This is a genomic window from Moorena sp. SIOASIH (assembly GCF_010671925.1).
Classification (GTDB): domain Bacteria; phylum Cyanobacteriota; class Cyanobacteriia; order Cyanobacteriales; family Coleofasciculaceae; genus Moorena.
In genome coordinates this window covers 1288107-1311936 of sequence record NZ_JAAHIH010000004.1, presented here as the reverse complement: position 1 = coordinate 1311936, position 23830 = coordinate 1288107, and the positions used below count along the sequence as shown (strand labels likewise).

General features: G+C 44.4%; 25 protein-coding genes, 1 pseudogene and 1 riboswitch. Of the genes and pseudogenes, 13 read left to right on the top strand and 13 right to left on the bottom strand.

Annotated features, from left to right (window positions below; translation table 11 throughout):
* Window positions 1-165 precede the first annotated feature (165 nt).
* Window positions 166-1326, bottom strand: a complete 1161-nt coding sequence (locus F6J90_RS27150; RefSeq protein WP_293100663.1) for a class I SAM-dependent methyltransferase — start codon at window positions 1324-1326, stop codon at window positions 166-168.
* 108 nt (window positions 1327-1434) lie between these two features.
* Window positions 1435-1755, bottom strand: a complete 321-nt coding sequence (locus F6J90_RS27145) for a hypothetical protein (RefSeq protein ID WP_293100661.1) — start codon at window positions 1753-1755, stop codon at window positions 1435-1437.
* 50 nt (window positions 1756-1805) lie between these two features.
* On the opposite strand from F6J90_RS27145, the gene F6J90_RS27140 reads away from it, so the two are divergent.
* Window positions 1806-2789: a YihY/virulence factor BrkB family protein gene (locus F6J90_RS27140; RefSeq protein ID WP_293100658.1), complete on the top strand. Its 984-nt coding sequence runs from the start codon at window positions 1806-1808 to the stop codon at window positions 2787-2789.
* Here F6J90_RS27140 and F6J90_RS27135 read toward each other — a convergent pair.
* Complete coding sequence (locus F6J90_RS27135; RefSeq protein ID WP_293100655.1) at window positions 2755-2895, bottom strand: hypothetical protein; 141 nt, start codon at window positions 2893-2895, stop codon at window positions 2755-2757. The genes F6J90_RS27140 and F6J90_RS27135 overlap by 35 nt on opposite strands.
* Before the next feature lie 104 nt (window positions 2896-2999).
* Window positions 3000-3144, top strand: a riboswitch (cobalamin riboswitch).
* A 432-nt stretch (window positions 3145-3576) separates the two neighbouring features.
* Between F6J90_RS27135 and F6J90_RS27130 the strand changes: the two genes are divergently transcribed.
* From F6J90_RS27130 to cobW, 6 genes are all read left to right on the top strand, one after another.
* Window positions 3577-4263, top strand: coding sequence for a HupE/UreJ family protein (locus F6J90_RS27130; protein ID WP_293100652.1), 687 nt, complete (start codon window positions 3577-3579; stop codon window positions 4261-4263).
* Between the two features lie 352 nt (window positions 4264-4615).
* Window positions 4616-5329: a hypothetical protein gene (locus F6J90_RS27125; RefSeq protein WP_293100649.1), complete on the top strand. Its 714-nt coding sequence runs from the start codon at window positions 4616-4618 to the stop codon at window positions 5327-5329.
* A gap of 269 nt (window positions 5330-5598) precedes the next feature.
* Complete coding sequence (locus tag F6J90_RS27120) at window positions 5599-6147, top strand: nuclear transport factor 2 family protein (RefSeq protein WP_293100647.1); 549 nt, start codon at window positions 5599-5601, stop codon at window positions 6145-6147.
* Window positions 6116-6385, top strand: coding sequence for a hypothetical protein (locus F6J90_RS27115; RefSeq protein WP_293100644.1), 270 nt, complete (start codon window positions 6116-6118; stop codon window positions 6383-6385). The genes F6J90_RS27120 and F6J90_RS27115 overlap by 32 nt, the downstream gene beginning before the upstream one ends.
* On the top strand, window positions 6327-6563 hold the full coding sequence (locus tag F6J90_RS27110; protein ID WP_293100641.1) for a hypothetical protein: 237 nt from the start codon (window positions 6327-6329) through the stop codon (window positions 6561-6563). Before F6J90_RS27115 ends, F6J90_RS27110 begins: the two co-directional genes overlap by 59 nt.
* A gap of 10 nt (window positions 6564-6573) precedes the next feature.
* Window positions 6574-7608 carry a cobalamin biosynthesis protein CobW gene (cobW, locus tag F6J90_RS27105; RefSeq protein WP_293100639.1) on the top strand — a complete coding sequence of 345 codons (1035 nt, stop codon included), beginning with the start codon at window positions 6574-6576 and terminating at the stop codon, window positions 7606-7608.
* Here cobW and F6J90_RS27100 read toward each other — a convergent pair.
* The gene (locus F6J90_RS27100) at window positions 7582-7908 is read right to left on the bottom strand and encodes a hypothetical protein (RefSeq protein ID WP_293100636.1); all 327 of its coding nucleotides are present in this window, start codon (window positions 7906-7908) and stop codon (window positions 7582-7584) included. The two genes, cobW and F6J90_RS27100, sit on opposite strands and share 27 nt — an antisense overlap.
* A 103-nt stretch (window positions 7909-8011) precedes the next feature.
* On the opposite strand from F6J90_RS27100, the gene F6J90_RS27095 reads away from it, so the two are divergent.
* From F6J90_RS27095 to lepB, 4 genes and pseudogenes are all read left to right on the top strand, one after another.
* The gene (locus F6J90_RS27095) at window positions 8012-8296 is read left to right on the top strand and encodes a type II toxin-antitoxin system Phd/YefM family antitoxin (RefSeq protein ID WP_366513891.1); all 285 of its coding nucleotides are present in this window, start codon (window positions 8012-8014) and stop codon (window positions 8294-8296) included.
* 82 nt (window positions 8297-8378) lie between these two features.
* Window positions 8379-8621, top strand: a pseudogene (locus tag F6J90_RS27090) (Txe/YoeB family addiction module toxin); the annotation flags it as partial.
* Window positions 8622-9144: 523 nt separating this feature from the next.
* Window positions 9145-9519 carry a hypothetical protein gene (locus F6J90_RS27085; RefSeq protein ID WP_293100630.1) on the top strand — a complete coding sequence of 125 codons (375 nt, stop codon included), beginning with the start codon at window positions 9145-9147 and terminating at the stop codon, window positions 9517-9519.
* A 41-nt stretch (window positions 9520-9560) separates the two neighbouring features.
* Window positions 9561-12116: a signal peptidase I gene (lepB, locus tag F6J90_RS27080; RefSeq protein ID WP_293100627.1), complete on the top strand. Its 2556-nt coding sequence runs from the start codon at window positions 9561-9563 to the stop codon at window positions 12114-12116.
* Window positions 12117-12269: 153 nt separating this feature from the next.
* Here the strand turns inward: lepB and F6J90_RS27075 are convergent, their stop codons facing one another.
* From F6J90_RS27075 to F6J90_RS27055, 5 genes are all read right to left on the bottom strand, one after another.
* Entirely contained in the window at window positions 12270-13160 is an 891-nt protein-coding gene (locus F6J90_RS27075) for an ABC transporter permease (protein WP_293100624.1), read from the bottom strand.
* Window positions 13157-13303 (bottom strand): hypothetical protein, encoded by a 147-nt coding sequence (locus F6J90_RS27070; protein WP_293100621.1) that lies wholly within the window; start codon window positions 13301-13303, stop codon window positions 13157-13159. The genes F6J90_RS27075 and F6J90_RS27070 overlap by 4 nt, the downstream gene beginning before the upstream one ends.
* 163 nt (window positions 13304-13466) lie before the next feature.
* Window positions 13467-14426: an ABC transporter permease gene (locus F6J90_RS27065; RefSeq protein WP_293100618.1), complete on the bottom strand. Its 960-nt coding sequence runs from the start codon at window positions 14424-14426 to the stop codon at window positions 13467-13469.
* A gap of 387 nt (window positions 14427-14813) precedes the next feature.
* Window positions 14814-16523: a peptide ABC transporter substrate-binding protein gene (locus F6J90_RS27060; protein ID WP_293100615.1), complete on the bottom strand. Its 1710-nt coding sequence runs from the start codon at window positions 16521-16523 to the stop codon at window positions 14814-14816.
* Window positions 16520-17002 carry a hypothetical protein gene (locus F6J90_RS27055; RefSeq protein ID WP_293100612.1) on the bottom strand — a complete coding sequence of 161 codons (483 nt, stop codon included), beginning with the start codon at window positions 17000-17002 and terminating at the stop codon, window positions 16520-16522. Before F6J90_RS27055 ends, F6J90_RS27060 begins: the two co-directional genes overlap by 4 nt.
* A 138-nt stretch (window positions 17003-17140) precedes the next feature.
* Between F6J90_RS27055 and F6J90_RS27050 the strand changes: the two genes are divergently transcribed.
* On the top strand, window positions 17141-17353 hold the full coding sequence (locus F6J90_RS27050) for a helix-turn-helix transcriptional regulator (RefSeq protein ID WP_008185208.1): 213 nt from the start codon (window positions 17141-17143) through the stop codon (window positions 17351-17353).
* Between the two features lie 226 nt (window positions 17354-17579).
* Here F6J90_RS27050 and F6J90_RS27045 read toward each other — a convergent pair whose 3' ends face one another.
* The 4 genes from F6J90_RS27045 to tyrS all read right to left on the bottom strand — a co-directional run bounded on the left by F6J90_RS27045 (window position 17580) and on the right by tyrS (window position 21154).
* Window positions 17580-17801, bottom strand: coding sequence for a hypothetical protein (locus F6J90_RS27045; protein WP_293100610.1), 222 nt, complete (start codon window positions 17799-17801; stop codon window positions 17580-17582).
* A gap of 1 nt (window position 17802) precedes the next feature.
* Complete coding sequence (locus F6J90_RS27040; RefSeq protein ID WP_293100607.1) at window positions 17803-18969, bottom strand: hypothetical protein; 1167 nt, start codon at window positions 18967-18969, stop codon at window positions 17803-17805.
* 25 nt (window positions 18970-18994) lie between these two features.
* Window positions 18995-19717, bottom strand: coding sequence for an orotidine-5'-phosphate decarboxylase (gene pyrF / locus F6J90_RS27035; protein WP_293100605.1), 723 nt, complete (start codon window positions 19715-19717; stop codon window positions 18995-18997).
* 204 nt (window positions 19718-19921) lie between these two features.
* A complete protein-coding gene (gene tyrS, locus F6J90_RS27030; protein ID WP_293100602.1) occupies window positions 19922-21154 on the bottom strand; it encodes a tyrosine--tRNA ligase in 1233 nt (410 codons plus the stop codon).
* Window positions 21155-21821: 667 nt separating this feature from the next.
* On the opposite strand from tyrS, the gene F6J90_RS27025 reads away from it, so the two are divergent.
* Window positions 21822-23756: a penicillin-binding protein 1A gene (locus F6J90_RS27025; RefSeq protein WP_293100599.1), complete on the top strand. Its 1935-nt coding sequence runs from the start codon at window positions 21822-21824 to the stop codon at window positions 23754-23756.
* The last annotated feature ends 74 nt before the right edge of the window (window positions 23757-23830 follow it).

The window sequence follows — 23830 nt, the reverse complement described above, 5'->3', positions numbered from 1 at the left end:
CCGATACTAATCTGATTTGGAACCAGACATATAGCGCGTTTCTCCTAGTGAGGGGAGACGGAAAAAATCCTGTGTAGCTCATTACTATGAGAAACGCTATATGTCTAGAAGCTAGACGATTACCATCAATTCAAAATTGAGCTAGGAATCTAGGTCTGACCACAGTTATTGTATAGATTTGTGATCCTCGGGTAATTCTAAAACCACCCGATAGGCCGTCGAATCGTATGATGATTTGTTCATGGTACCTGCTGTTGCCGCAAAAAGTATCCGGAATGTGCGCCAGATTTGTTCATTTGACTTGTCGATAATATCTGCTTTTTTTGCCATCCAGCGCTCATACATTCCCTTAGCCCAAAGATAATAGTTGCGACGGTCGTTATAGATGACTTTGATCTCAAATGGTGATTCTTTAACAGCATCGATAAATTCCGGCATATACACCATCCGAAAGGTTCCCGGCCAGATATACTTGGTAATAAAACTGTGGGTGCCAAATGACTTTTTGTGTGAGGCAAAGTCAAGATATACTCGTCCGCCTGGTTTAAGGTAGTTCAAGAGACGCCCCATTACTCGAGGATAATCTGACAAATCTTCGATTACCCCCATCATGACTATGCCATCATATTTATGGCTGGGTTGGAAAGAGAAAAAGTCTTGATACTTGACCTCTGCATCAAAGTTATTGTTTTCAATTAAATCTTCTACATACTGTTTTTGGTGGTTGGATAAGGTAATTCCAGTCACAGGGATATTTCGGCGTGGGGCAAAACGCAGGAAACCGCCCCAGCCAGAGCCAATATCTAGTACTGAATCATTCGGTTTGAGATTAAGAGATTGAAAGGCAAAGTCTAACTTGCGTTCAGCTCCAACCTCTAGGCTATCCTCATCTTTCTCATATATCCCAGGAGTATAAGTATTGTAATCGGTATCCATAGCGAACAATTGGATATTATGGGAGTCATAATGCTTTGAGATCCAATCTGGATTGCATTTTTCCCGCCCAAGTAAGATGGGCTTGAGTCGCCGACCTATCTTTAGCAAAATATGCTGATCGGATAACAGCTGCTGGAACGACATGGCCTTGATTAAGTCCCCTTCGAAATCAATATCACCCTTGATGTAAGCTTCCACTATCAGTAATTGGTCTAAAGACATGAAAGCTTTTCGACCAGCTGTATTTTTGATGTATATATCCAAGATCGGTTTCTCTTCTCCAATAGTGGTGAGTGACCCATCTTCCAAATGAATTACAAAGCTAATTGGTAGTTTGCCACGTTTGGATAAGGAGGAGACGAAGTTCCTTACAAACTGGTTTTCAATCATGGGTAACTTCAGATGCTATTGCTTTTCCTGCAATTACCTTACCCCACTACCTGTCAGCTATCATGCTTACAGCGGTTTGCAATTCACTCAGGTACAAATTCTTGGGTTTTAGGGACTTCGGAGCAGGGACTTCGGAGCAGGAAAGAGGGAAGAAAGAGAAAATCCTGTGTACTTGATAGTTATGCAAACCGCCGTAAAATAAATCTCGTTAGCGTAGCGTGCGCCGTTAGCGTAGCGTGCGCCGTTAGCGTAGCGTGCGTAAACAGCAGAATTTAATAGTTCGAGATTAATGAGAATGGAAAGTCTGGGTAAAAGCCCTTGGCCTTTGGCTGATAGCTGACGGCACATCAAGTAGCGTGCCGGTAGCGCATTAGCTGAATGCTTAAGATTAACTGACTTTTGAAACCATAGTCGATTAACTACAATCAATTGTCAATCTAGAATATTCTCAGGCATTGTCAGGTATTTCCACTGGCAGGATGCCGATTAACCCGTGTCCAGGAGTTATGGTGATGAATCCCAAGGCTATTTTAGGACTGCTTAAAGAAACGTTTAAAGAATGGAAGGAGGATAACGCATCTCGACTAGCAGCAGCATTATCCTATTACATGATTTTTTCCCTAGCGCCAGTGTTAATTATTGCGATCGCAATTGTGGGGTCTATCTTTGGGGAAGAGGCGGCTAAGGGCGAGATTGTAGAGCAAATCCAAGGATTGGTTGGCGAACAGGGGGCACAGTTTATTCAGACAGCCATTACTAATGCCAATCGGCCTGATGCTAGTGGGGGGTTGGCTTCCTTGATTAGTATTGTGGTGCTGTTGTTTGGTGCATCTGGGGTATTTGGCGAACTCCAAGATGCCTTGAATACGATTTGGGATGTGAAGCTGAAACCGGGACGGGGCATCTGGGGTATTTTGAAAAAACGGATTCTTTCGTTTCTGACCGTGCTGGGTGTGGGACTTTTTCTGCTATTGTCCGCTGTGCTCAGTACTGCCTTATCCGCTTTGAGGTCTTATGAGAGCGAATTCCTCAAGGAACTGGGTTTCCTATGGCTATACCAACTTAACTTTGTCTGGACAATTCTGGACTTGCTGGTGTCCTTTGGTATCCTTAGCCTGATGTTTGCTCTGGTTTACAAGTACTTGCCAGATGTGAAAATTGCCTGGAAGGATGTCTGGGTTGGAGCAATTATCACTACCTTACTGTTTAACTTGGGTAAATGGCTATTGTCATGGTATCTCGGCAGAAGCAGTTTTTCCTCAAGTTACGGTGCTGCTGGTTCTCTGGTGGTTTTATTGGCTTGGGTATACTATTCGTCTCAAATTATCTTTTTAGGAGCTGAATTTACCCAAGTTTACGCTAAAATATTTGGTTCAAAAATCGTTCCCGATGACCATGCTACCCCTCTCCCGGCAGTAGGCCAGTTCCCTAGTGTCGAGGAAAGGGATAACCCAAGATCGTAAGAACAGTGAACAGGGAACAGGGAACAGGGAATAGGGAATAGGGAATAGGGAATAGGGAATAGGGAATAGGGAATAGGGAATAGGGAAAAAATCCTATGTACCTCATTAAACTAAAAACCGCTTTAATTAATTACGATTAATTAATCTTAATTAATCGTAATTAATATCTTAATTAATATTTAACAAATAATATAGGTCAGATTGTGCTAAACTACCTGAAGTTCCATGGGTTCTGGTGAAGAGCACTCACCAGAGGTAACGGGGAAAGTCCGGTGCAAGTCCGGCGCTGTCCCGCAGCTGTGATGAGGTCTGTCACCTCTAAGTCAGAATGCCCGCCAATGGTGTCAGTTGTTGTTAAATGCATCTGCGAGGTACAGATGATGTCTGATGTAGCATTTCCAAAATTAGTGAGTAGGCAACCACAGTTATAGCGCAAGGCAAAAGGCAAAAGGCAAAAGGCAAGAGTTTACTATAACACTTTTGCTGCTTGTATAAATGTCCTAGCCTTCTTAATGCGTAGTGCTATACCAGTAATGTTTGTGATGCCCTTTTTGAAAACTAGTGGTTGACTAGAAAGTATTTAATAGGTTTGATATGTAAGTTTTATCGTAAGCTATCAGCTATCAGCTTATGCGCTACGCGCACGCTACGCGAACAGCTCAGTTTAAATCTGCTACGAGACTACTTTCTACTTTTTCGAGATAGTCTTATAAAGCCTAGTATGTCAAGGTAATTAGCACTAAACTGTCCGAAGTATTTTTATCATTCATTAACCAGCATTTACCCGATGTCAAAAAGCAAATTTTCCGCCAGCAATCGGTCTTATACCTCCCGTTATCAAAACCAGAAACTTGGCTTTAATGCTATGGCTCTGTTGGTATGGATGGGGATTTTAAGTACAGCACAACAAGCCATGGCTCACCATCCCTTTGGTGGCGAGAGACCCGATAATTTCATCACAGGATTTTTGTCTGGATTAGGTCATCCCGTGATTGGTTTCGATCATCTCGCCTTTGTGATTGCTGTTGGCTTAATTGCAGTCGGATTTACCAGTGGTTTCCTGATTCCAGGTGCTTTTGTCCTCACCACCCTACTCGGGACAGGTATTCACTTGCTGGGAATGGACTTACCAATACCAGAGATTGCGATCGCTACTTCAGTGGTGCTCTTTGGCGGACTACTCTTGAGTGCCAAAATTCCCAATATATCTGTAGTGCTGGGGTTAGCGAGCTTAGCTGGTATTTTTCATGGCTATGCCTATGGTGAAGCAATTGTAGGTGCTCAAATGAGTCCACTCTTGGCTTACCTGATTGGCTTCAGTGTGATTCAGTATGGTATTGCCATCCTAGCCCTAGGTTTGAGTAAGAGGTTGATCAAACAATGGAAAGATCAACCCTTCCCACTGATAAGAATTTTAGGCTTTGGTATCTGCTCAGTAGGAGTAGTTTTCCTATCCTCTGCAATTTTTGGATAAGAGGTTTTAATAATGAAGAATGAAGAATTAAGAATGAAGAATTAAGAATGAAGAATTAAGAATTGATGAGAATTTATAATTCTGCTTTATGTATTCTGCTTTCAGCATTCACCATTCTTCATTTTGCCTTCCGCCTTAGAGGATATCTAAAAAGTTTTTTGATACTGAATTTTGCCCCCCTAGCCCCCGAATTATGCGGTGCGCACCGGTGGGGAAGAATCAATTTGCTGCTAAAAGTCCCCCAAGCGAGGGATTGCTCGCTTGGGGAACCAACGGGGGCTTGGATGTAGCAAATGAGACTTCTCAGACAACCTCTTAGGTAGCTAGTCCTTTAATTCTGTGTCAAAAACCGATGAAAGCTAACCAAGTTAAACAACTTAACTTTTCCGGTGCCTACATAGATGGGAAGTACGTTGAAAATGTGGAAAATTATCCCATTAACAGTCGTACTATCACCGTTAATCCTGAAGAGACAGATGCTTACCTGAGCGAAACGAACACCAGCATTATTCCGGCTTTTTCATCTACCATCCTCAAAGATACTACTGTCCAAAAAGCCAAATCCTTACTTTTGCTGGAGGTAGTAGAGAGCAAAAACATCGGCAAGATTGTCTTTGAGCCTGGGTGGAATCTATTAGGGAATTTGATCGACTTCCCCAAAGATGTACCGCTGTGGAAGTCTCCTCAAGATGAGGCTGGAATTCTAGAAGTCGATCCCTATTTTATGGCAAGGCAATCGAGTACACCCCATCAACAAGAAAAGTTCTCTGTTAAAGTTAACCTCTGGTATGCCCCTTCTCGTACCGATTGTGCAATCCATAACCAACATGACTTTCTTGAGATTCACACCCAAGTTTTGGGACAGGGACGAATGCAGAAGTTCAAAGAAAAGGATTTTGGGACTCTCTATGAAGATCTCTTGATGACTGAGGGATACACCCAGATCGTTCCTTTTTGTGAAGTACACGAAAACCAGCACTATACCTATCCGTGGCATCAGTATTATTCAGATACGGATTGTATCTGGATGGCGATCGAATATCACCCGATTAAACGTTCTAACTGAACCGTGAGATATTGATGTCTTCTCTTATTGGTTTTACTTTACCGGAGGATTCCAAAGTTGCTAATTTATAATTGATACGCTATAAATACCTCAGCCAAAAAGCTGAGAGCTTAAAACTATAGCAATTATTATAGCTATGAGGGACAAAGCGATCCCCCTAAATCCCCCTTAAAAAGGGGGACTTTGAGGTTAAAAATCGTACCTCATAACCCCAAGAAACGCTATAAAAAGTATTGTTAGTTTGTTGAATAGTTATAAGGAGATAGTCTATGATTTATACAAATATTTTGGGAAGTTTGAAGTGGTTAAAAGCCGGGATATTAACTGCGATCGCGATCGGGCTTTGCTGGGCGTGTTTTTCCGCTCCAGTACTTGCAGATGCTTCTGTTGGGAACGCCGAACCGAGGTTGAACACCAATTTGGTAGCCTATTATAACTGGCGTGCCGATGAAACAACAGAGGAAACGAGAAAGGTATGGGAACACCACATTAATGCATGGGCAAACTCCGACCTAGAAGACATTATGTCTGACTATTCGGAAGACTCCATCTTGATTCTCAACCACACAGTTTACAAGGGTATTGACCAAGTAGCCTGCGTTTTTGACAGTCTTTTTGAGATATTTGCAGATGGCAATAATATAATCGTTCCCGAAACAATCGAAGGCGAAGTTATCTACATTACTTGGAACTACACGCCGTTAAATGATCATTCCTACGATGGAACGGACAGTTTTGTAGTCCGAAACAGCATCATTGAATACCAAACAATTGCTTCTCGATTGTTTGAAAAATACCCAGTATGTACGTTTAGGTAATAGACTTCGCGGCAGTTGTCGGGAACAGGGAACAGGGAACAGGGAACAGGGAACAAAAATTATCACAATTCCTACACGGATCCCTATCCCAGCCTTAAACCTACCCTACACCGAACGCCAAAGGCGAACAACCTTGGCCAAAAGGCCACGCTACGCGAACAACCAACCAACCTTCAACCTTGGCCAAAAGGCCACGCTATGCGAACAACCAACCAACCTTCAACCTTCAACAAAATAACCTTCAACAAAATAACCTTCAACAAAATAACCTTCAACAAAATAACCTTCAACCTTCAACCTTCAACCTTCAACCTTCAACCTTGGCCAAAAGGCCACGCTATGCGAACAACCAACCAACCTTCAACCTTCAACAAAATAACCTTCAACCAACCTTAAACCTTAACTTTACTCCTTAACTTACTTAAAATGGCTGCAAAAATTCCTGTTACAGTTGTTACTGGATTCCTCGGTAGTGGCAAAACTACTCTCGTTCGTCACCTGCTCCAAAATAATCAGGGCAGGCGCATTGCTGTAATTGTTAATGAATTTGGTGAAGTAGGGATTGATGGGGAACTATTGCGTTCCTGTCAGATTTGTGATGAAGACGATGACGCCAATAATAATATTTTAGAACTAGCGAATGGTTGTCTGTGTTGCACGGTTCAGGAAGAATTTTTACCGACAATTCAAGAATTGCTGAAGCGTCGTGACAAAATTGATAATATACTGATTGAAACCTCGGGATTAGCGTTGCCTAAACCTCTAGTTCAAGCATTTCGTTGGCCAGAAATTCGGACTGGCGCTACGGTGGATGGGGTGGTTACTGTAGTAGACTGCGATGCCTTAGCGGCTGGTGCTTTAGTCAGCGATATCAATGCTTTAGAAGCGCAACGTCAGGCTGACCCAACCTTGGAACATGAAACTCCCATCGAGGAACTGTTTGAAGACCAGCTAGCTTGTGCTGATATGGTGCTGTTGACTAAAGTGGATTTAGTGGATAGTCCTACTCAAACTAAAGTAAACAATTGGTTGCAACAGCAGTTACCAAGTAGTGTGAAAGTCGTTCCTTGTCACGAGGGAGAAATTAGTCCTGATTTACTGCTAGGATTTAATGCCGGAGTAGAAGATAATTTAGACTCACGTCCTAGCCATCATGATCATGAAGAAGACCATGACCATGATGATGATATTAATTCAGTTAATTTGATTTTAGATCAGGCATTTGATCCAAAGGTAATCAAGACAAAATTACGAGAATTGGTGCAACAGCAAGAAATTTATCGTATTAAGGGATTTGTGAATGTTGCGAATAAACCGATGCGGATGGTGATCCAAGGAGTAGGCGATCGCATTGAGAGCTTCTTTGACCGTGCTTGGCAAGCTGATGAAAAGCGTCAGACTCGCTTGGTGTTGATTGGGCGAGGGTTGGAACAGTTAGGAATTGAGGGGGTATTTGGGTAAGAAAGGGAATCGGGAATAGGGAGTAGGGAGTAGGGAGTAGGGAGTAGGGAGTAGGTAAGAGGGCAAAAATCCGGCATTGCTGAGGGGCGGGATCAACATCAGTGGGGTGGGCATCCTGCCTGCCCGGCAATTGTAACAGGCAAGATGCCTGTTCCACCAAGATGCCTGTTCTACCAAGATGCCGGGAATTGTAACAGGCAAGATGCCTGTTCCACCAAGATGCCTGTTCCACCAAGATGCCGGGAATTGTAGCAGGCAAGATGCCTGTTCTACCAAAATGCTGGAACATGAAACAGGCAAGATGCCTGTTCCACCAAGATGGCCATTCCACCGATCAGATTACCGTGCAGTTTCAATGTGAGGTATGTGCAATAATGATCTACAAATCAGCCTCAGGGAAACGATGTTAAGTCGGGAAACTACCTATTCTCAAGCAAGAGCTAACCTAGCTAGCATCCTAGATCAAGTTTACGATGAACGCGAAATTATCGTAATCAAGGGTGATAACCAGAAAAATGTCGCGTTAATTGCTGAAGATGAATTGTCTGGTATCTTAGAAACCATTTATCTGTTGCGATCGCCAGAAAATGCCAAGCGCCTGTTTAGGGCTTTGGAATGGGCAGAGTCAGAAGAAGCTACTCCTCAAAGTTTGGAAGAATTAAAAGAGGAATTGGGTATTAAGTCGTGACAAGGGTAAGAAAGACCGTGGTGTTTCGACTCCTGCTGACCAGAAGCAATTAGCTGGGTATGTTCCGGTTTTCAGTCCTGATTTCAAAGCAGATCTTCGTTGGTGGTATCGCAACGATTTCAAAAAAGGAGACAAGATCCTCGATTTAGTAGCGGATAGTCTAGATGGTGATCCGTTCACAGGACTAGGAAAACCTGAACCGCTTAAGTATATGGGTTCAGATATTTGGTCACGTCGTATTGACTTGGAACATCGCTTGGTTTATAAAGTTAGTGGAAATCGAGTTTACTTTTTGCAGGCTCGGTATCATTATCAATCAGGGTAAAAGCATCTAATTTTCAGAATCCTATATATAGTGTTTTTTGCATTTAACAAACACTATATGTAGATATAGCATGGTCAACAAGCACGCGGATCGATGCAGCGCGGTCTTGGGAAGCTAGTGCTGTCTTGCTGTTTTGGGGTTTCCTTTATGACCAACTGCATCAAGACAATCCATTGTCAAAAAGCACATTAAGGCAGGGTTTATTGATAACTATTCCCGGTCACTAATCAACATGGGTTTACCCTGGATTATCAACCTGATTAGTGTTGGTTTTTGACTAAATATCGACTTATCTAAATAATGCTAAGTGACATCAAAGAAGTTGCGACGATATTGTCTAAACTAAGCGATCGCATCCAGCAAGCTAAAGAATAACAAAGTCAAAATATTGCCAATTACTTTTAACAAATTGAGCAATGTATTTGAGACTGTATAATAGATACCCTGAAAAATCAACAATAACCTTTTGCTGAAAAAGGATAGAGGATTGCCTTTACCGTGAGGGGCTAAGGAGAAATTAGGTATGAGTCGCGATCGCAATATTCACACAGATATATATAACCGTCAAATCAAATTCGGAGAGCAAGGTACTTACGTCGAGGGCGATTACTATAACAACAACCCACAGCAAAAACAAAACCTCGCGGAAGCTGCGGCAGAGATTCAACAATTACTAGAGACTTTAGACAAAACTTACCCTACCGATACTACCAGTGGAAAGATGAAGGTAGCAGCAGCAGCAGTTGAGCAGATTGACACTAACCCTGCTTTGAGTAATAGAGTATTCAGTGCCTTGAAAGCTGGTGGTGTAAGTGCTTTTGAGCAACTGCTGAACCATCCAGCTGCTAGTTTTGTTATCGGTGCGTTGCAAGATTGGCAACAAACTAAACAGTCTTAAAACCAGACTACACCTCGATCACTCTAGCTTGATTGACAGTCATGACTGAAGAACCAAAGCGGCGAGAGCGTGAAAATAAGACAGGAGGTAATTACCGCCAAACTGATTTTAGTGACCACGGTGTGTATGTTGAGGGTAATTACATTAATCATCGGGAGCAGCCAAGACATGTGCCAGCTCCCCTTTGGAGAGAATTACTAAGTAAGCTAATTGGATGGCTCGACCGTGATAAGTATGCTGCTAGTTGCATTCGCAAACAGTTACTGGTAGAAGTCAAGCGGGAGGTAAAAACTCGACTCCAAGATTCTCTGCACCAAGACCAGTTAGAGATGAATCTGTATCTGGAATTACCCATGGAGGAGAGCAAGGGAGCGGTAGAGCGTGACCAGCGACAGAAAGTAATTCCCCTAATGCCTCAAACCTCAGCAATGGAGGTATTTGAACGGCCAGATGTAAAAGGTCGGTTACTAATTTTAGGGGAACCGGGGTCTGGGAAAACGACCACTTTACTAAGATTAGCAGAGGAGTTAGTTAACCAAGCAGAACAGAATCATGCTGCACCGGTCCCGATCATCTTTGAGCTTTCTGCCTGGAAAAATGATCAGCAACCCCTTGATAAATGGTTAGTCGCTCAACTCAAGGACAATTACAGTATTGACGAAAAAATTAGCCAACAATGGCTGGAAAACCATCAACTACTGCCCCTTCTGGATGGTTTAGACGAGTTAGGCATACCCCGTCAACGGCTGTGCGTCACCAAAATTAATCAGTTTTTCAAGCAAGACATCCAACGCCGTGGGGTGGTTTGCTGTCGCCTGGAAGAATATCAGCACGGAAGAGTCAAACTACGTAAACTTAATGGGGCTTATTGCTTGCAGTCCCCCAATGATGTCCAAATCCAAGATTATCTCCAGCGCCTGGGTAAACGGGAGTTCTGGCAAGTGCTATCCAGTGATGCCCAGATGAGAGAACTGGCAGATAAACCCCTGTTTTTAAACGTGATGGTGACGGCATACCAGGGGCAGCCGATTACCAATGAAGCACAACTGTGGTCAGTCTATGTGGAGGAGCGCTTAAAGTTACCCCTTGATGAGCAAAACTATCCCAAGGGAGTTCCTTATGGAGATGAGGATACTAGACATTGGTTGACTTATCTAGCTCGGCAATTAGTAGCCGATTCAACCACTGAATTTTTAATTGAACATATGCAGCCATATTGGTTAACAAAAGGTGGAGAAAGAATTGCTTTTCGATTGATTGTAGGGCTGGTTTTAGGGCTGATTAATGGTCTGATTTATGGGCTGATGATTGGTCTGAGTCTTGGGCTAAATTTTGGGCTGATTAATTGTCTGAGTCTTGGACTATTTTTTGGACTATTTTTTGGGCTATTTGAGAAGTTTGAATACCACGAAATAAAAGCTGAATATTTTGCTATAACTTGGCCTAGGCTGATTGGTGGGCTGATTGGTGGACTGGTTTCCGGACTGATTTTCGTGCTGATTGGTGGACTGGTTTTCGGGCTGAGTTTTGGGGTGATTGGTGGGCTGAGTTTTGGGGTGATTGGTAGGCTGAGTTTTGGGGTGATTGGTGGGCTGAGGTTTGGACTGAATTTAGGGCTGATTTATGGGCTGAATATAGGGATGACTGGTGGGTTAATTGGTGGGCTAAAAACAGAGATTAAAGCTAAGGAAATACCTAATCAAAGTATAAAAGCATCTTTTAAACAAACGTTTATTATTCTTTTGTTTGCTTTTCCAGCTGGGGCATTATTTTTTACCCTTATCTCCATCGTTACAGGAGCTAACGTTGATTTGACTAGCTCTTTAAGAATGGGTTTAGTTGTAGGCTTACTTTCGGCACTAGCTGGGGGTCAAGACTGGATACGGCACTTGGCTCTGAGGCTGATTTTATGGCAAAGGGGAGCAATTCCTTGGAACTATGCCAGGTTCCTCAGGTATGCTGCAGAAAAGCGCTTGATTCAGCAAGTGGGAGGGCGTTACCGTTTTATTCATGATTCTCTGCGTCGGTATTTTGTGGGCAATGAACCTGTTCCAGCTCCCCTGATTGAAGGTTCTAAAAACCCTGGGCTGGGCTTGATTCTGTTCGGGTTTTCTATGTTTGTTTTTGTAATGCTCAATAGCAGCATCTATGTTAACAGTGGGCTAGAATCAACAGTACTACCAGTAGTCCAGAGCGGTGATGTGGTTCTCACGGATATGGTCACCCGTAATTGGCGCAAATTCCACCACGGAGATGTGATTCACTTTCGGGTTAACAAGGATTTGGCGCAGCAAGGCTTTAATGATGATTTGAACTACATTATGCGGATTGTGGCTTTACCTGGGGAAACGTTTGCCATTAAGCAAGGAGAAGTTTATATCAATGGTCAACGGCTGCAAACTGACTACATTGAAGCAATTACCATCCAATATTACCACGAACTAGAGATAGAAATCCCCTCTTGTTGCTACTTAGTTTTGGGTGAAAATCCAGATGATCAGGATAAGTTGTTGATGGGCTTGGTGGCTAGGAAGCAAATTGATGGTCAAGTTTTATTCCGTCTGTTTCCCTTTGGGCGGTTTGGCCGGGTTAATTAATATATATTTGTTGCTATAAAAGCTGTTGTACTTTGACCCGGTGGTGCGTTACGGGGCGGGCTGTTCCAACTGGCTACGAGGCGAAAAATTAGAGCCCCCCCTAACGCACCCTACACAACGATTCCCGATGCCCGATTCCCGATGCCCGATTCCCTACTTTCTCCTCGTTTGCGGATCCAAAGCATCCCTTAACCCATCCCCAATATAATTAATACTAAGCACTGTTAAAAAAATCGCTAATCCCGGAAAAATTGCCATATGAGGGGCTATTTCAATATAATTTTGGGCATCAAATAGCATTCGTCCCCAGGTCGGAACATCAGGAGGAAACCCTAATCCTAAAAAACTCAAGGTAGACTCAGTAATAATCGCATTTCCCACGGCCAAGGTAGCGGCAACAATTACCGGACTAAGCACATTAGGAAGAATATGAGCCCAAATCAATCGACTAGGTTTAGCACCAATCGAGCGAGCTGCTGTTACAAAATCCATTTCCCGTACTGTCAAAAAACTAGCTCGTACTAATCGCGCCACGGACATCCAATTCAAGCAACCAATTACTAGCACTATCAATATAAAAATACCCAACTCTGGCCCAGCCAGCTGCCGCATGACATCTCGGAATAAATAAATTACTAACAGTAACAACGGTAGCTGAGGTAATGCTAAAAATAAATCCGTCAAGCGCATCAGGAAGGTATCAATTACTCCTCCATAGAAACCAGATAACGCTCCAATTAAAGTTCCTAACGAAATCGCCACTACCATAGCCGCAATCCCAACGGTTAAAGAGATGCGTCCCCCCCACAATACCCGAGCCAGTTGATCCTGACCTAAATCATTAGTACCAAAAGGATGTGCCCAACTTGGTGGCGCACTGGATATACTAAAGTCAATTTTGTCAATAGGTGTTTTATCAATGAATGGGCCTAAAACAATGGTAATCACCATGATTAAAAGTACAATAGACCCGATTACAGCCATTCGGTCTTGGCGAAACCGACGCCATCCATCTCCACCAAAAAACTTCCACAGAACACTCATTTCGATACATCAGTTGTCAATTGGATAAGGTAAAAATTCTTGGGTTTTAGGGAGCAGGGAGCAGGGAGCAGTGAAGAGGCAAGAGGCAAGAGGCAAGAGGAACCCACCCCTAACCCCTCCCAGGAGGGGAAGGCAAGAGGCAAGAGGTAAGAGGGAAAAAATAATGTGTACCTTATTATAATAAAAATTCCTTTAGGTCTCAGTTAGGTATAGCATTTATCTCATGAATTGCGATAATTTTTATTCCCTACTCCCTACTCCCTACTCCCTACTCCCTATTCCCTACTCCCTACTCCCTACTCCCTACTATATTATTTGAACTCTCGGATCTAGAATGCCATAAAGGATATCAGCGACTAGATTAAAGACCACAATTAAAATAGCGTAGATAAAAGTAATCGCCATCACTACTGGTGTATCGTTTCGATAGATAGAATCAATCAGCAAGGCACCAATTCCAGGAACCCGGAATACTTGTTCAGTGATTAAAGCACCAGTAAATACAGTAGGAATATCTAGGGCAACTAAGGTGACAACCGGAATCAGAGCATTCCGTAAAATATGGCGATTGACCACTACAAATTGATGTAATCCCTTAGCGTAAGCAGTACGCACGTAGTCTTGATTTAGCTGTTCGAGTATGGATGAACGAATAAAACGCATCAATACTGCTGCTTGAAATAATCCTAATACTACGATGGGCATGATAGACTGCTTGAATTGGATCACAAAACTATTCCAATCTGTTACCTTAAGTGTGCTGTCGTAGATAAAAGGTAACCAATTTAGCTGGACACTAAAAATAATAATGAACAGCAAACCAGTAAAAAAGGTTGGTAGAGAAAATCCTAGAAAGGCCAGGGTGGTGACAATGTTATCAAAGATAGAGTAACGTTTAAGTGCTGAGATTATTCCTAAGGGAAACGCCAGCAAGACAGCAAAGATATAAGCAGAACCCACAACCCATAACGTAGTAGGTAAACGCTGGAGCATTAGGGCACTAACAGGACTACGGCTAGTGAAGGAATATCCCATATCCCCTTGGAGAAATGACCACGCCCATTTAATATACCGAATCGGGATAGGTTGGTCTAAACCAAGGGCTCGACGAATATTTTCCCGCACTTCCGGAGTAATCGAGGGATTAGTGGCAAATTCCCCCATCGGGTCTCCAGGTGCTAAGGCCAGGATACCGAATACTACGATACTGATCGCAATTAAGGTGGGAATAGAAACTAAAAGACGATTAATTAGGTATCGCGTCATGAAAATTGATGATAGCGGTTTTCAATTTGGTAGGGAACAGGGAATCGGGAATCGGGAATCGGGAATCGGGAATCGGGAATCGGGAATCGGGAGCAGGGAGCAGGGAGCAGGGAGCAGGGAGCAGGGAGCAGGGAGCAAAAAAAAAATCTTGTCTACCTCATAAGTCTGGAAAATGCTATAGTTAATTGAATCTTGAAACTTGAATCTTAAATCTTGAATCTTGTTAATTAACTAATGACCAATGAGGACTAACTAAGCTGTTGTGAATTTAAACTGTATAAGCGCGTAAAATCAAATAAAAAAGATAGATTCCAGTCCCCTTTTGCCTTTTGCCTTTTGCCTTTTGCCTTTTGCCATTGCTAAAACCGATTTTAAATGCGTTTTAGCTTATGACTTCCGCTTCCAATCCATAATATTCCAAGTATTGCGATCCCATGGTGTTAAGTCATAACCCTCCAGCTGATTGCTAAACCCAGCTGGGTCAGCCCGATGGACAATTGGCAAAACTACGACTTCATCTTTAACGAGTAAGTCATTCATCTGGATAAAGATTTTCCGACGTTTTTCTGGGTCTAACTCCTTTGTAGACTGCTCCCAAAGCTGATCGTATTTCGGATTACAGTAGCGAGAGACATTTTGCCCAGACCATTGATTCGCTTTCTGGGGAATTTCATCACAAGTATAGGTTTTCAGATACGCACCAGGGTCGGGGCTATCATTCCCTGTGGTGTACATTTGTAGGTCAGCATAAAAGTGCTGGGTAGTATCGTTGTTAGCTGGATCACCGGAGAAATAAATACTGGCATCAATACTCTTAAGTTCTACCCCAACCCCAATCGAGGTTAGGGTCTGTTTGACAATTTCCTGAGTCTTCTGGCGCACAGGATTGACTGAAGTCTGAAACAACACGGTCATCTCCACCCCATCTTTATCCCGAATCCCGTTACCATTGGTATCTTTCCAACCTGCTTCCTCCAACAGGGCTACCGCTTTTTTAGGGTTAAATTCATAGGTAGTATTGGGGGAATTATATTGCTCTGGTAACACTAAGAAATTCCCTGTGGCTTTGCCCGTTGGTCCATAAAGCTGTTGGGCAATGGTTTCCCGGTCTAGGGCTAGGTTAAAGGCCTGACGCACTCCCTTGTCTTTGAAGAACGGATGGGGAAATTTGAGACTAGACCGTTTTCCAGAGGGGGCTTGTTGATTGGGGTCGGTTTGATTGATTAAAATCCGTTCTACCAACGCCCCAAAGATAGCCACGACTTTACCTTTACCCCCTGCTTCCAGTCGCTTCAACACAGGTGCTTCCACTTGTAGATTGTAGGCATAATCCCCATCGCCGGTTTGTAAGACTGCTCTAGCAGCAGAGGTAGCATCACCACCGCCTTTTAGTTCTACTCGCTCGAAATAGGGTTTATCCGCTTCTCGGAAGTTAGGGTTTGGCTGATAAACTACAGTATCCCCTGGCTTAAATTCTACGACCTGATAGGGACCAGTTCCTACAGGCATCAAGTTGGCTGGCGCTTGTCGTGCATTAGCACCATTGAAATCTTGATATAAATGGCGTGGCAAAATCATGCCAGCACTACCGGAAAAGACTAAAAACCAAGCTGGATTAACATCCTTGAAGTTGACTTTGACTGTGTAGTCATCGATTGCTTCAACGCTTTTGATAGTTTTATAAGTATTAGCAGTGGTGGAACCTACGGCTGGATTGGTGATGAATTTGTAAGTGAACACCACATCAGCAGCGGTGAAAGGGGTGCCATCGGACCACTTTAAATTGCGCTTTAGTTTCCAAGTCACTGACTTACCATCCGCTGCAATCCCACCATTCTCTACCGTAGGAACTTCTGCTGCCAAAAACAGCACCATATCCCCATTTTTGTCATAACTAGTCAGGGGTTCCAGGGTAATCCGACTGGCTTCGGAATCCTTGTAACCATTGGAAAGATGAGGATTGAGGATAGTGGGTGCTTGCCAGTACAGTAGCTTCAAAGTACTGTCCTGGTTGGACTGTAAAACTGCACTATCAGGGGAATTACAGCCAGTTAAACACAGAATACTCAATAGAATCAGGATATAGTATCTAGTCAAAAATCGTCCCACCAACTTTTCTCGTTCACATAAATTTGCCGCAATTGTTGCAATTCTGCCTCAAAAAGTACACGTTTGACTAGACCAACCAATTTTCCCCACTGATAAAGATTAAGCTTTGAGGAAGCTTGCTTAAACTGCTGGGCGTAGAATCGGCTCCAAAAACCCAGGGATTGCTTGGATTTGTGCCTTTTGTCCCGCCGTTTAAGCCAGCGGTCGTAATCTCCAGTTTTTGGGGGGTCTACCCCTAAAATTGGCGGAAAATCGGCGTAGCTGACAAATTGACTGACACCTTTGGCGTGTACGTAAACAACGTGCTGCCAGCAATCGATGCGATAAATTTCCTCTGGTTGGATATTAAAAAACAAGGCTACCGTATTTTCAGTGACAAATCGTGCCAGTGGATGAACCACTCGCGATTTATGGTTGATTTTAGATACGGTGACTACGGGTAATTTATGGCTAGGTGTTGTTAACATAATTAGTATTACCTCCATGTTTATTGACATGAGGTTTGCTCTGTGCGATCGCCCTGGTGTGTAAATTTTTTAGGGCGATCGCTTTTCATAGTTTGCTCGATTGAACTATTAAACTATAAACTTCATCAATTGTCAAGTATGGGTTTAGTCAGACTGAAAGTACGAGAACTAGCACAGGAGAAGGGCTGGACACTCAAGGAAGTTTCTGACCGTTCCGGAGTGATTTACAGCACTGTAAGACACTATGCCCGCTGTCCTGGTCTAAAAACAATTGACTATACTTCTATGGATAAATTAGCCAGGACGTTTGATGTAATGGTTCAGGACTTAGTCGAGATTTTAGAAGAATAAAGGAAACCAGCTAGTGTTGGGAAATGCGTTCGCGTAGCGTGACCTTTCGGGCAAAGCCCGACGCTTCGCGAACGGTCAATCGCATTTTTGATTCACATCCATATCAATAATTCCTTTAAAATTGCTAAATTCTTAAATCTTTATAAACTTAAGCATTCAGCTATCAGTTATCAGCTATCAGTTATCAGCTATCAGCTATCAGCTATCAGCTATCAGCTATCAGCTATCAGCTATCAGCTGATGCGCAATCGGTGCTTTTGAATAAAATAAGCTGACGGCTGACCACTGACGGCTGACCACTGACGGCTGACCACTGACGGCTGACCACTGACGGCTGACTACTGACGGCTGACCACTGACGGCTGACTACTGACGGCTGACCACTGACGGCTGACCACTGACGGCTGACCACTGACGGCTGACCACTGACGGCTGAATGCTTAGCCATCTCAAGGATCGGAATTGACGGGATTCTGTTCAAAGGATCGAATTGTCCCAGCACGGCAATCCCGCAGCCAAGTCTTAACCGCTTGACCAATAACACCATTAGTGCTTTCCCGTGGCGGTGTAGGAAGTTTGCCTTCTGAAACAGAACCAATACGGGAAAAAATCATCACTAAGCGCCAGCCATCAGAGCTTTTGGTCAAAAATAGCCAGTGATAATTCTGAAGCTCTACAGCTTTATCCTTGAAATACTTGCGCTCTAGGGTAGTTAGAAAGATTTGTTGAAGTGCTTCGCTATCCGTTGGGTTAGGTACGGTGGTGGATTGAAACGACTTAAGGGGGAGAGGTTCAAACTCTGGCTTTCCTGCCACGATTACATAACTGAAGTTGTCCACAGTGGAGTCTGAGCGCCGCGCCCTCTGAATCACTCGATTGGCATAGCTAGGTAAATCCTTAAGCAATAGGGAGGTTAAGGTTTCCACCTCTACCGAACAGGTTTGATCGGGTGAAGGTTCAAGGTTGGCAGGTCGGAAGAACCTTGAAGGGTTAAGGTTGGTAGGTTGAAAGTTGGGAGGTTGAAGGTTGGCAGCTTGAAGGTTGGCAGCTTGAAGGTTGACAGGTTGTTCGCCTTTGGCGTTCCCGTAGGGTAGGTTGGTCGGTTGAAGGTTGGGAGGTTGTTCGCCTTTGGCGTTCCCGTAGGGTAGGTTGACAGGTTGTTCGCCTTTGGCGTTCCCGTAGGGTAGGTTGGTCGGTTGAAGGTTGACAGGTTGTTCGCCTTTGGCGTTCCCGTAGGGTAGGTTGGGAGGTTGGAGGTTGACAGGTTGTTCGCCTTTGGCGTTCCCGTAGGGTAGGTTGGGAGGTTGGAGGTTGACAGGTTGTTCGCCTTTGGCGTTCCCGTAGGGTAGGTTGACAGGTTGTTCGCCTTTGGCGTTCCCGTAGGGTAGGTTGGTCGGTTGTTGGCCAAAGGCGTTCGAGAAGGGTAGGTTCAACAGTAGACCTCTTTCAAAAGTAGTTTTCTGATACTGTTTTCGTGAATTCTTGTCCACTGTTTCCTGTTCCCTGTTCCCTGTTCCCAACTTCTCAAAGAAGTCTAGTTGAAACTGTTCTGGAAAACCTTTCAGGTTGAACTGGCTAAGGTTCAACCCATTAATCTGTAATCCCAAGTAAGCCATTAGAAGTAATCCCGTGAGCTGAAAGCTATACACCAGTACCAGCTAATTCCTTACAAATCCTATTCCAGGCAGCGACTGGGTCGTCAGCAGCGGTAATTGGTCGCCCTATGACTAGGTAATCTGCACCAGCTTGTAGAGCAGCTACTGGGGTCATTGCCCGTCGTTGATCACCTTGTTCGGACCATTGGGGGCGTACTCCTGGACAAACCAGGAGAAAATCATCACCACACACTTGTCGTAGCTGTGATACTTCCATAGGGGAGCACACTGCCCCATTCAAACCTGACTCTTGAGCTAGTAGTGCCATTTGTAAGACAAATTCGGGCAACTCGATCGGAATTTTAAGGTCAAAGGCCAAATCCCGGGAATTGAGACTGGTCAGTAGAGTAATACCAATTAACTTCGGGGGGGGACATCCCGCCGCCAAAGCTCCCTCAACCGCCGCTTCAGCTGCTCGTTTAAGAGCATTGCGACCAGCAACGGCATGAATGGTGATTAAGTCCACACCATAGGCGGCTGCAACCCTTGTTGCTCCAGCTACCGTATTGGGGATATCGTGAAATTTAAGATCCAGAAATATCCGCTTTTGCCGATGTTTGAGAGCATCAATAATCTCAGGACCATTGCTCACAAACAGTTCCAGACCTACTTTCCAAAAGCTAACCTCAGGCAACTGTTCCACTAATGCGATCGCATCTTCCAGGCTCGGCACATCCAAAGGAACAATAATCCGATCTTCAATCTTCAACCTCCTAACCTCCTAACCTTGGCCTTTGGCCACGCTACGCGAACAACCTTGGCCTTTCGGCCACGCTACGCGAACAACCTTCTAACCTTCTAACCTTCTAACCTCCTAACCTTCTAACCTTCTAACCTTCTAACCTTCTAACCTTCTAACCTTCTAACCTTCTAACCTTCTAACCTTCTAACCTCCTAACCTTAATTGATACCTTCAACTAACTAAACGGGCAAACTTCTTTTTCCCCACCTGCAAAACCTTTCCCACCAATTGATCAGGGGAATCAAAGGTCTGGTCAACCACTGAAATGCGATCGCCATCCAACTTCACACCTCCCCCTTGAATCTGTCGCCTGCCTTCGCCACTACTTTGGCACAAACCCGATTCTTTAAGGATATAGAACAACTTAGCGGGAAAGTCCACAGAAGACAATGAAAATTCTGGCACAGAATCCCCCGTACCAGTAGTGCTACCCTTTACTAAGTTTAGTGCTGCCTGCTGAGCTTCTTTTGCTGCTGCTTCACCGTGATATTGGGTCACAATAGTCAGAGCCAATTGTTTTTGCTGCTCCCGTGGCTTTGCTGGAAGCTGATCCAATGGCACATTAGTCAACAGCTCAAAATATTGCTTCAATAGATGATCTGGTGTCCCCTCCAGCTTCGAGTACATGGTCAGGGGATCATCTGACAAGCCAACATAATTCCCCAAAGACTTAGACATTTTCTGTATCCCATCGGTCCCAATCAAAATTGGCAGCAGTAAGCCGAACTGGGGAGATTGCCCAAAATGCCGTTGTAAATCCCGTCCCAAGGCAATATTAAACTTTTGGTCAGTTCCCCCTAACTCCACATCAGCCTTCACTGCCACAGAATCATAGCCCTGCATCAAGGGGTAGAGAAACTCATGGAGGAAAATAGGATTTTGTTGTTGATAGCGTTCAGCAAACCCTTCCTTGGCCAGCATTTGCCCTACGGTCATAGTGGCTAACAACTCAATAATCTCAGACAAATCCAACTGGTTAAGCCACTCAGAGTTATAGCGAATTTCTAGCCGTCCTGGGGTGTCAAAATCTAGAATAGGGCGCACCTGTGACAGATAAGTTTCAGCATTTTCCTTGACCTGAGCTGGTGTCAACTGGCGACGCACCTCAGACTTCCCAGTAGGGTCACCGATTCTAGCAGTAAAGTCACCAATAATTAAGACAGCGGTATGACCAGCATCTTGGAATGCCCGTAGCTTTCTGACTGGGATACTATGACCTAAGTGGAGATCGGCACCGGTTGGGTCTATACCTAACTTGACCCGTAAGGGACGCTCAGCTTGCTTGAGCCGAATAGCCAGATTTTCACTCGGATCCTGAGAATCCGATTGTAGGGGAAAAATTTCACTGGTACCTCTGTCTAGCCAAGCTAGCTCGTTAGAAAGGGGGATTTCAAAATTTGACATTGGTTGGGACTATGGTTGGCAATTAACTAGGTTAGTACAGATTGTTTAAATTTATCCTAAGGATCGTTTACAAATTCTAAGCAGCTAGACCGACACTTGCCAAAACCATGTCAAAATGCTGCTAACTATTATACAAAAAGCCGTTGACAACCTTTACGAGATGCGGCTTTTGCCCACTCTTCTTGATGCAAAGCGCGAGTGGGGGGAACCCCCTTTTGCCGCTTAGGTGCGCTTACAGTCGTCGAATTAAATTCGCCACGGGTCGCACCTCTGCATCGCTTGTAAGATAGCGATTAAATGCCCCATGCTTTAGCCTCTAGAGGGTTCAATCGGTGGATGCATCTGCCACAGGGAGTGCATCAAGACGGGAAATGACCGTCGTAGAATACAAAATAGTATGAATTGGTTAGAATTAGCTTTAATTCAAAAATTATTATCGCTACAGTAGTTGAAGCTTAATTTGAAGCTTACCTATAGGGCTTGACACTTATCCATAACCTCCTGGCATTATTAAGAAATTCGATGCTCAAGACTTGTAAGTCATCCTGCTCTGCCCACCTATCCTTGGAATTGTCTTATAGAAAGTTACTTATAGGAAGTAAAAAAAACACCCCAAGCACAGCCCCTAGCTTACATGTCTGTTCTTTAGTAAGGAAATGAAATCACCGTGTCATCTAGCACTATTCGACAACCACAAGATCGGAAAAATCGGAAAAGAAAGCCTTCACAAGTATTGCAGTTTGTGCAAGGGGTGGCTCAGGTAACTGGAGGGACTATCCTCGGGGTTACCATGTTAGCTAGCTCGATTGTAGCTGGTGGACTTGTGGGCTTAGCGACTAGCTTCCGTAACCTGCCAGATGTGCGCATGCTCCGGAACTACACACCAACAGAAACAACCTACATTTACGATGTCAAGGGTAGACCCCTAGTTAGCCTTCATGGGGAAGCAAATCGGGAAGTGGTCGAATTCGGCCAAATCAACCCTCAACTCAAGCGGGCTGTACTAGCTATAGAAGACAGTCGCTTCTTTATGCACTATGGGGTTAACCCCAATAGCGTCGGTCGTGCTTTCTTAGCCAACTGGAGGCAGGGGACAGTAGTGGAAGGGGGGTCTACGATCACCATGCAGTTGGTGAAAAACCTGTTTCTGACTCGGCAACGCACCTTTAGCCGCAAAATTACTGAAGCCGTACTCGCTATCCGAGTTGAGCAAATCTTCTCTAAAGACGAGATTATGGAATTGTACCTTAATCAAATCTATTGGGGTCACAATAACTATGGCATTGAAACAGCTGCCCGGAGCTACTTTGTTAAGCCAGCCTCTGAGCTATCCTTAGCCGAGTCAGCCCTGTTGGCAGGGCTAATCCAGTCCCCAGAAGAATACAGTCCCTTCAGCAACTACTCTAAAGCTAAAGAGCGACAAGCCGTGGTGTTAAAGCGGATGCGGGATTTGGGATGGATTACAGCAGCCCAAGAAAAAGAAGCTAAGGAACAGCCCCTGTTAATTGGCAAAAGTACCTCCTGGACGACCAGTAAATTACCTTTCGTCACAGAAGCTGCTGTGGTGGAGTTAAAAGAACGATTTGGTCAGGAGGCGGTCACCAAGGGCGGAATGCGAGTTCAGACCACGGTTGACTACTACTTCCAAAAGCAGGCAGAAAAGATCATTAATCGCGCTCATTACACCCTGCGTCGCCGTGGACTTTACGATAATCAGGTGGCATTAGCCGCCGTTGACCCCCGTACCCATTTTGTGAAAGCGATAGTCGGGGGGTACAGCTATGAAAAGAGCAAGTTCAACCGTGCTACTCAAGCTCGACGTCAGCCAGGGTCATCCTTTAAGCCATTTGTTTACTATACTGCCTTTTCCACAGGTAAATATGCCCCCGGTTCCACTGTTTACGATACCCCCGTGCGCTATCGAGATGGTAAAGCCTATTACAGACCCAAAAACTATGGTGGTGGCTACTCTGGTGCCATGAGTATTCGCACTGCCATTGTTCAATCGACAAATGTGCCAGCGGTAAAGATTGGCAGGAGAGTGGGACTGGATAAAGTCGTTGATGTGGTTAAGACCCTTGGGATTAAGAGTCCCATGCAACCAGTGTTATCCTTACCCCTAGGGTCAGTTGGGGTAACACCATTGGAAATGGCAGGAGCCTATGCTACCTTTGCCAATAATGGCTGGCACTCTGACACTACTTTAATTGTCCGAGTGACCGATAGTAAAGGCAATGTGCTTTTAGATAATACCCCTAAGCCTAAGCTGGTGCTAGATCAATGGGCGGTTTCTTCCCTTAACCATACCCTAACCGGTGTCATTAACGGAGGTACCGGAAAATCTGCCTACATAGGGCGTCAGGCGGCAGGTAAAACGGGAACAACCTCTTCAGAGCGAGATGTGTGGTTTGTGGGATATGTACCCCAGATGGCTACGGCAGTTTGGATTGGTCGAGACAACAACCGACCCCTTGGGCGAGGGGTAACAGGTGGTGGCTATGCCGCACCGATCTGGCGGAGGTTTATGGCTTACGCTTTGCGGAACGAGCCAGTGAGATACTTCCCTCGACCCACAAAATTTAAGCGTCCAAGATCTAGATAAATTCTAGATAAATAAGGGATATCAGCCGTCATGATTGGCGGCTCCTTACTAAGGCACTTTCAGCCCTCAGCTGT